This is a genomic window from bacterium (assembly GCA_040755795.1).
Lineage (GTDB): Bacteria > UBA9089 > CG2-30-40-21 > CG2-30-40-21 > SBAY01 > JBFLXS01.
In genome coordinates this window covers 1-7339 of the sequence record JBFLXS010000190.1, presented here as the reverse complement: position 1 = coordinate 7339, position 7339 = coordinate 1, and the positions used below count along the sequence as shown (strand labels likewise).

4 protein-coding genes are annotated in these 7339 nt (G+C 36.4%); 2 read left to right on the top strand and 2 right to left on the bottom strand.

Translation table 11 applies throughout. The annotated features are described in order from the left end of the window. Positions 1-218: 218 nt before the first annotated feature. Both AB1414_12310 and AB1414_12305 read right to left on the bottom strand, forming a co-directional pair. Positions 219-1145, bottom strand: coding sequence for an MTAP family purine nucleoside phosphorylase (locus AB1414_12310; GenBank protein MEW6608206.1), 927 nt, complete (start codon positions 1143-1145; stop codon positions 219-221). Between the two features lie 576 nt (positions 1146-1721). Then, on the bottom strand, positions 1722-3305 hold the full coding sequence (locus AB1414_12305) for a D-aminoacylase (protein ID MEW6608205.1): 1584 nt from the start codon (positions 3303-3305) through the stop codon (positions 1722-1724). A 95-nt stretch (positions 3306-3400) separates the two neighbouring features. On the opposite strand from AB1414_12305, the gene purD reads away from it, so the two are divergent. Together purD and AB1414_12295 are read left to right on the top strand one after the other, a co-directional pair. Then, positions 3401-4669 carry a phosphoribosylamine--glycine ligase gene (gene purD, locus AB1414_12300; protein ID MEW6608204.1) on the top strand — a complete coding sequence of 423 codons (1269 nt, stop codon included), beginning with the start codon at positions 3401-3403 and terminating at the stop codon, positions 4667-4669. A gap of 271 nt (positions 4670-4940) precedes the next feature. Then, on the top strand, positions 4941-7049 hold the full coding sequence (locus tag AB1414_12295; GenBank protein ID MEW6608203.1) for an HD domain-containing phosphohydrolase: 2109 nt from the start codon (positions 4941-4943) through the stop codon (positions 7047-7049). Positions 7050-7339: the final 290 nt, after the last annotated feature.

Here is a 7339-nt window from a genome sequence, read left to right as displayed (position 1 = left end):
AAAACAAAAATAAGGTGTAGAGTTATAGAGATAAGTCGTAGAGTCTTTTCTTAAGTAAAAAAATAAAAAAAAGCTTGACACTTTACATAACAGACACAGAGACGCAGAGAAAAAAATTAAAATCTATGGACGCTGGTTTGCCTGCTGAATATTCGGCAAGCAGGTCATAAGTATTTCTATGTCTGCACCAATAATCTTTTCTGTTATCTGATTTATTTCTATGTCTTCTCTGTTCCTCTGCGTCTCTGCGGTAAAGGACTACCTGAACGGTTACACGGAATCCAATTATGCCAATTGTTTCCTATCCTCTCTTTATATCTTGCCATTAATTGATTGCAATTGCAATTTCTATCTTTAAATAATAAACTTTTATAAAATTCTTTAATAATTTCAGGAAATTTTTGAACGGCTTTATCTACCTTTTTCATCACCTCTTTAGTTATCAATCCATCAAAGAGTGTTGCCTTTTTATAACCTTTTTTTTCTTTTATTCCTTCGGCATAATTAGTAATATAACATAAGGCTACATAGCACATTTCAAGTTCTCGGGCTAAAAATACTTCTGGAATAAGTGTCATTCCTACGACATCAGCACCTAATAGTTTAAACTTTTTAATTTCAGCCTTAGTTTCAAGTCGAGGACCTTCCGTGCAAACATAAACTCCTCCCTTGTTACCCTTAAATCCAAGTTCATTTAAAAGTACTTCCATTTCATTGCTTAACTGAGGGCAGAAAACAGGACTTGAGCGGATAAATCCAATGCCGCTATTTTTGCTATAAAAACTTAATACTCTACTTTTAGTTTCATCAATTAAATCATCTGGTAGTAAATATTGTCCTGGTTTTAAATCTTCATTTATGGCCCCGGGTCCACTCCAGGCTAAAATTCGTTCAACGCCTAATTCTTTTAAGGCATAAATATTTGCCTGGTAATTTACCGATGAGGCATTTAATTCATAACTTTTCTCGCCATGCCTTGTCAAAAATAAAAACTCAATATCTTTATCTTTGACTAAAAATATAGGTTGACTCTTACCAAAAGGGGTTTGTATCTCCCCTACCCTCTCACCAACTACTTTTCCCTCATTAAGTAATGTATATGCCTTGCTTCCGCCAATAACTGCATTTTTTACCTCTATTTGCATTTATAACACCTCCATTAATCTTTTCAGGGAAAAATATAGCGCTCTATGACATTTTTATGTTTGGCGTTGCGCTCTCTATACCACTTCTCAGCCTCTTCCTTCAAAGTTTTGTAACTGTTCACCGCAGAGACAAAAGAGTTCGCAGAGAAAAACACACCCCTAACCCAACGGCACTGACTTAAGAAAAATTGTAACCGTTCAGCCACAGAGGCACAGAGTTCACAGAGAATTAGAGAAATTAGCCAGAAATGGACATCTACGATGTCTCTCAACCCTGAAAGGGTTGAATTTTAAACGAGGGATAAAATTCGACCCTTTCAGGGTCGCAGAGTGCATGTATGTGTTTCTTCCGTAGATTGCATCTACGGTTATGTGAAGTTTGACGCTTTCAGCGTCGGGAAAAAATATCGTCACGCTAAACACATACGAACCTTTAGGTTCGCTTTCCTGCTTGCCAGAAGCGAGGCTAAAGCCTCGCACTACAAATCTTTTTATTATTCGTGTTCATTCGTAGTTATATATTCCCTCTGTGTTCTCTGTGACTCTGTGGCTATATCCCTGAACGGTTACTTAGAATTACTGACCTTTACGAATGACTTTGCCAGATAAGGTGCTGGTATGATTTCCTTGTTCAATAACTATTTGACCATTGATAATAACATATTCAATACCCCCAGGATAGCGAAGTGGTGATTCAAAGGTAGCTAAATCCTTTATCTTTTCTGGATTAAATACAACAATGTCTGCAAAATTACCTTCTTTTAGCCTGCCGCGGTTTTTAATGCCAAGTAGATATGCAGGTTGATAAGTCATTTTATAAATTGCTTCCTCCAGAGATAAAACCTTTTCTTCATAGACATACTTAGCCAGAGTTCGGGGAAATGTTCCAAAAGCCCTTGGATGAGGTCTTGTTGTAGATAACATCCCATAATCTGCTCGGGCGGATGCGTCTGAACCTATCATTGTGTATGTTTTTTTTAATATTTTTTTCAGATTATCCTCACTCATATCAAAAAGTATTACCTCTACCTTTCCTTCCTCTTCGATTAAAAGTAAAAATATCAAGTCAATTGGATTTGAGATTTTTTTTGTTTGGGCAATTTCTGAAATTCTTTTACCCTCCATCCATTTATTCGCCTGAGTTTTCACCGCAGAAATCATAATTGAGTCAAAATCAGGCTGTTGATTTAATATTTGTTTAGAGATTTTATTGCGTGTTTGTTCGTCTTTAAGTCTTTCAAGTTCTTTTTCCATTCCACCTTCATAAGCCCAGGATGGCAGAATAACATCCAGGTCTGTGCTGGCGGCAGTATAAGGGTATCTATCGCAGGTTACACTTAAACCTAATTCCCTTGTTTTTTCAATCTCTGCAAATACTGAGTCTAATTTATTCCAATTTGCCCGACCAGCAGTTTTAAGATGAGAAATATGCACCTTTAAAACACCAGCCATACCACCAATATCTATTGCCTCTTGAACTGCTTCTTCTAACCTATCCCCTTCACTCCGCAAATGACTGACATACATCCCTCCAGATTCTGCAACGGTTTTACATATTTCAATTAATTCATCTGTTTGAGTAAAACAACCGGGCGGGTAAATCAACCCTGTTGACAATCCAAAGGCACCTTCTTCCATACATTTAGAAATAAGTTTCTTCATCTTCTCTACTTCTTTTAGCGTTGGCCGTCTATTCTCATAACCCACAATTGATGCCCGAATATTCCCCTGTCCAATGAGTGGCACAAAATTTACTCCAATCCCCATTTCCTTAAGTATCTCAAGATATTCTTTTAGAGAACTCCATTGATAATTTATCTCAAATTCTTCACAAATCTTTTTAATTCTTTCCTTTGATTGATTATATTGTGGAGCGGCCGAAAAACCACAATTACCGCATACCTCAGTTGTAACCCCCTGTCGAACTTTACTCTCTGCCTTTGGATTAACCAGAATGGTAAAATCAGAATGGGAATGAATATCAATAAACCCAGGACAAACAACTTTATCTTTTGCCTCAATAAGTTTTGTTTGTGATGAGCCTGAGCGTAAATTACCAATAGCCACGATTCGCTCATCCTTAATCCCAATATCTGCCTTAAATGAAGGGACATTAAAACCATCTACAACCTGGCCATTTTTAATTAAAATATCATACATCGCTAATCTCCAGATGATTAATATTTTACCACCAAATAATCTTTATGTCAATAAATTTATTGACTAATTTTATTAAATAGGTTATAATTAATGTTATGAAGATTTTAGTTATTGGCTCAGGAGGACGAGAACATACCTTATGCTGGAAACTTAAGCAAAGCAGTCAGGTGGATAAAATTTATTGTGCCCCTGGCAATGCGGGCATTTCCCAAATTGCCACGAATGTCCCTATTGAAATAGGTTCATCTGATTATTTTGCTAAATTAGCTGATTTTGTAAAAAAAGAATTAATTGATTTAACCGTAGTTGGTCCTGAAATGCCTCTATCAGAAGGTATAATAGATTACTTTAAAGAACTTGAATTAACTCCTTTTGGTCCAACAAAAAAGGCATCGTTAATTGAAGGAAGTAAGGTCTTTGCTAAAGAATTTATGAAAAGACATAATATCCCAACTGCCGCATTTGAGATATTTAGTGATTCGCAAGAGGCAATAAAATATGTCCAGTCAAAGGGCGCTCCCATTGTTATCAAAGCAGATGGATTAGCCGCAGGCAAAGGAGTTTCTATTTGTCCAACCGTAGATGAGGCAATTGAAACGATTAAAAAAACGATGGAGGATAAAATCTTCGGAGATGCAGGAAATAAAATCGTTATCGAGGAATTTCTCACTGGTGAAGAAGCCTCTATTTTAACCTTTAGTGATGGTAAAACAGTCATTCCAATGGTTTCATCTCAAGACCATAAAGCCATATTTGATGGAGATAAAGGACCTAATACTGGTGGTATGGGTGCATATTCGCCGGCACCAATTATTACTAAAGAAATGATGGATGAAATTCAAAATAAAATCCTAACCCCCACTATTCAAGGACTGGCAAAGGAAGAAAGAAAATATATCGGTGTCCTTTATTCAGGATTGATTATTACCGCTGGCAAACCTATGGTATTAGAATACAATTGTAGATTTGGCGACCCGGAAACTCAAGTCGTCTTGCCAAGATTGAAAACAGATTTAATTACAATTATAAAAGCTTGTCTTGAAGGCAATCTGGCTGAAATAAATATCGAATGGGATAATCGGGCGACTTTATGTGTTGTTCTGGCATCCGCAGGTTATCCTGGGGCTTATAAAAAAGGATTAGAAATCTCTGGACTTGACAAGGTTGAAAAAGATATAATGATATTTCACGCCGGGACTATCCAAAAAGATAATAAAATACTTACCTCAGGCGGTCGGGTGCTTGGAATAACCGCTTACGGAAATGATATTAAACAGGCAAAAGAAAAGGCTTATTTAGCCTGTGATAAGATTAATTTTGATGGAATTTATTATCGAAAAGATATAGGCTATCGGGCATTATAATTATCGAAAATCCGTAACCATTCAGGATATAGCCACAGAGTCACAGAGAACACAGAGGGAATATATAACCACGAATGAACACAAATACAAAAAGATTTGTAGTGCGAGGCGTTAGCTTCGCTTCTGGCAAGCCAAAAGGCGAACTTAAAGGTTCGCACTACATTTATGGGATGTCATCCATTTGTGGCTAATTCCCTTAATTCTCTGTGAACTCTGTGCCTCTGTGGCTGAACGCTTACGAAAATCCAAAATTGAGAAAGGAGAATAAATAATGGCTGTAAAAACATTAAAATTAAATGAATTAGTCGAACCAGAAATTCTACAACAAATTCAGGACAATTTTGCTAAGGCAATCGATATGCCTACTATAATTGTCGATAAAGATGGAATTCCTGTGGTTAAAACAACCGGCTTAAATAATTTTTGTCAGTTGATTAGATGCACTCCACAAGGAGCCTTGATGTGCCAGGAATTTGACGCAAAGATAGAAAAAGAAACCTTTACCCGGGATAATGGTTCGAAGATATATCTTTGTGATGCTGGACTTTGTCATTTTGTTGCCCCGATAATTCTTAAAGATGTCTATATAGGTTCCATTGGAATAGAAGGCACCAGGATTTTAGCCCCGGTAGATTCTTTAAAGATAAAACGGCTTGCTGAAAAGTTGAATCTTAATCCCAAAGAACTATTAACCGCGTTCAAAAATATCAAAGAATTCCCGCAAGAAAAAATATATATGGCTTCAGACCTGATATCTTCAATTGCAAATACCATTTCACACCTTTGCCTTCAAAAACATGATTTAAAACACAAAATTGCTGAATTAGCCACGCTATCTCACATTGGTAAAGCAATCGCATCTACCTTAGATTTAGAAAAACTCTCTCATTTAATTATTAATACCGCGGCATCTATGTTAGAAGCAGATACGGCGATTATTTATTTAATAGACGAAGAAAAAGATGAATTAGTTGGTGAGGCTATTCATAATGCCGGACATAAGCATTTTGAACAAAGTAGAATAAAAATTGGTGTAGGTCTGGCTGGGTGGGTAGCAAAACATAAAAAACCCCTCTTAGTCTATCTGGGAATGAATAAACCAAAATTCGAGAAATACCTTCAATCAGAAGAAATAACCAGCTGTATTGCTGTTCCATTAAAAATAAGAGAAATGCTCATTGGTGTATTTATGTTAAAAAGAAAAAGTGGTGAAAATTTCACTGATGATGATGTCATAGTTTTAGATGGTCTTGCCAATCAAGCGACTATTGCCATTAAAGATGTTAAATTATACAAGGCAATGGAACAAAAAATTGCCCAGTTATCTGTTCTTTCTGATATTACTAAAGCCGTAGTCTCGACATTAAATATTAATGAGGTGTTAAAATTAATTGTTGAAGCGACCTCAAGAACTATGCATACCAGGATGTGTTCAATTAAACTTCTGGCTAAACAAAAATTAATCTTGTCTGCCTCTATAGGTTTATCAAATTCATATCTAAAAAAAGGTGAGATTGAGGTTGATGCCAGTATTGAAAATGCGGTAATTAAGGATAAAAAACCAATATCTGTTTCGAACATAAAGACTGATGCTCGAATCAAAAATCCAGAATATGCCTTAAAAGAAGGAATTGCCGCATTTTTATCAGCCCCTTTAATGGTTAAAGATAAGATTTTAGGGGTAATTACTATTTATTCACAAAAACCTTATCACTATACGGAAGAAGAAAAAGAAATACTTATTACTTTAGCCAGCCAATCAGCCATTGCCATAGAAAATGCCTCACTTTTTAAAACAGTTAAAGAAGGTCTGCTTAACACTACTAAATCATTAGCCGAGGCAATTGATGCCAAAGATGCCTATACTCGTGGCCATTGTGACCGAGTAGCTCAATTTGCCGTGTCAGTTGCCCAGAAATTAGGTGTATCAGAGTCAAAACTGGAAAATATCTATATCGCGGCTTTGCTTCATGATGTTGGTAAAATTGGTGTTAGCGAAAATATTCTCCATAAACCAGGGGGATTAACCAGGGATGAATTTGAAACCATTAAAAACCATCCTTTACTTAGTGTTAAAATTTTATCCCCAATTAGTTTCCCGTGGGATATATTACCTGCGGTTAGACAACATCATGAACGAATAGATGGTGCGGGATATCCAGATGGATTAGCTGGGGATGAAATTTCTTTAGAGGCTCGAATTATTGAAGTTACAGATGCCTATGAGGCAATGATTTCGGATAGACCTTACCGTAAAGCATTGTCTGAAGAAGACGCCATTGTCGAATTAAAACGATGTTCCGGTAGACAATTTGACCCGAAAATAGTAAATGTCTTCTTAAAGGTTTTAGCTGAAGAAAAGGCACGAAACAAAAAGTAATTGAAAATTGGAAGAAAAAGGGATAAAATGAATTCGTAACCGTTCAGGGATATAGCCACAGAGTCACAGAGAACACAGAGGGAATATATAACCACGAATGAACACGAATAATAAAAAGATTTGTAGTGCGAGACGTTAGCCTCGCTTCTGGCAAGCAGGAAACCGAACCTAAAGGTTCGCACTACATTTATCGAATGTCACAGGTTAATTCGTGTCCATTTGTGGCTAATTTCTCTAATTCTCTGTGAACTCTGTGCCTCTGTGGCTGAACGGTTACTAAAAACCTAAAG

Coding starts and splice junctions, on each gene's coding strand:
- AB1414_12310 (MEW6608206.1), bottom strand. CDS start 1,145: ATGCAAATAGAGGTAAAAAATGCAGTTATTGGCGGAAGCAAGGCATAT.
- AB1414_12305 (MEW6608205.1), bottom strand. CDS start 3,305: ATGTATGATATTTTAATTAAAAATGGCCAGGTTGTAGATGGTTTTAAT.
- purD (MEW6608204.1), top strand. CDS start 3,401: ATGAAGATTTTAGTTATTGGCTCAGGAGGACGAGAACATACCTTATGC.
- AB1414_12295 (MEW6608203.1), top strand. CDS start 4,941: ATGGCTGTAAAAACATTAAAATTAAATGAATTAGTCGAACCAGAAATT.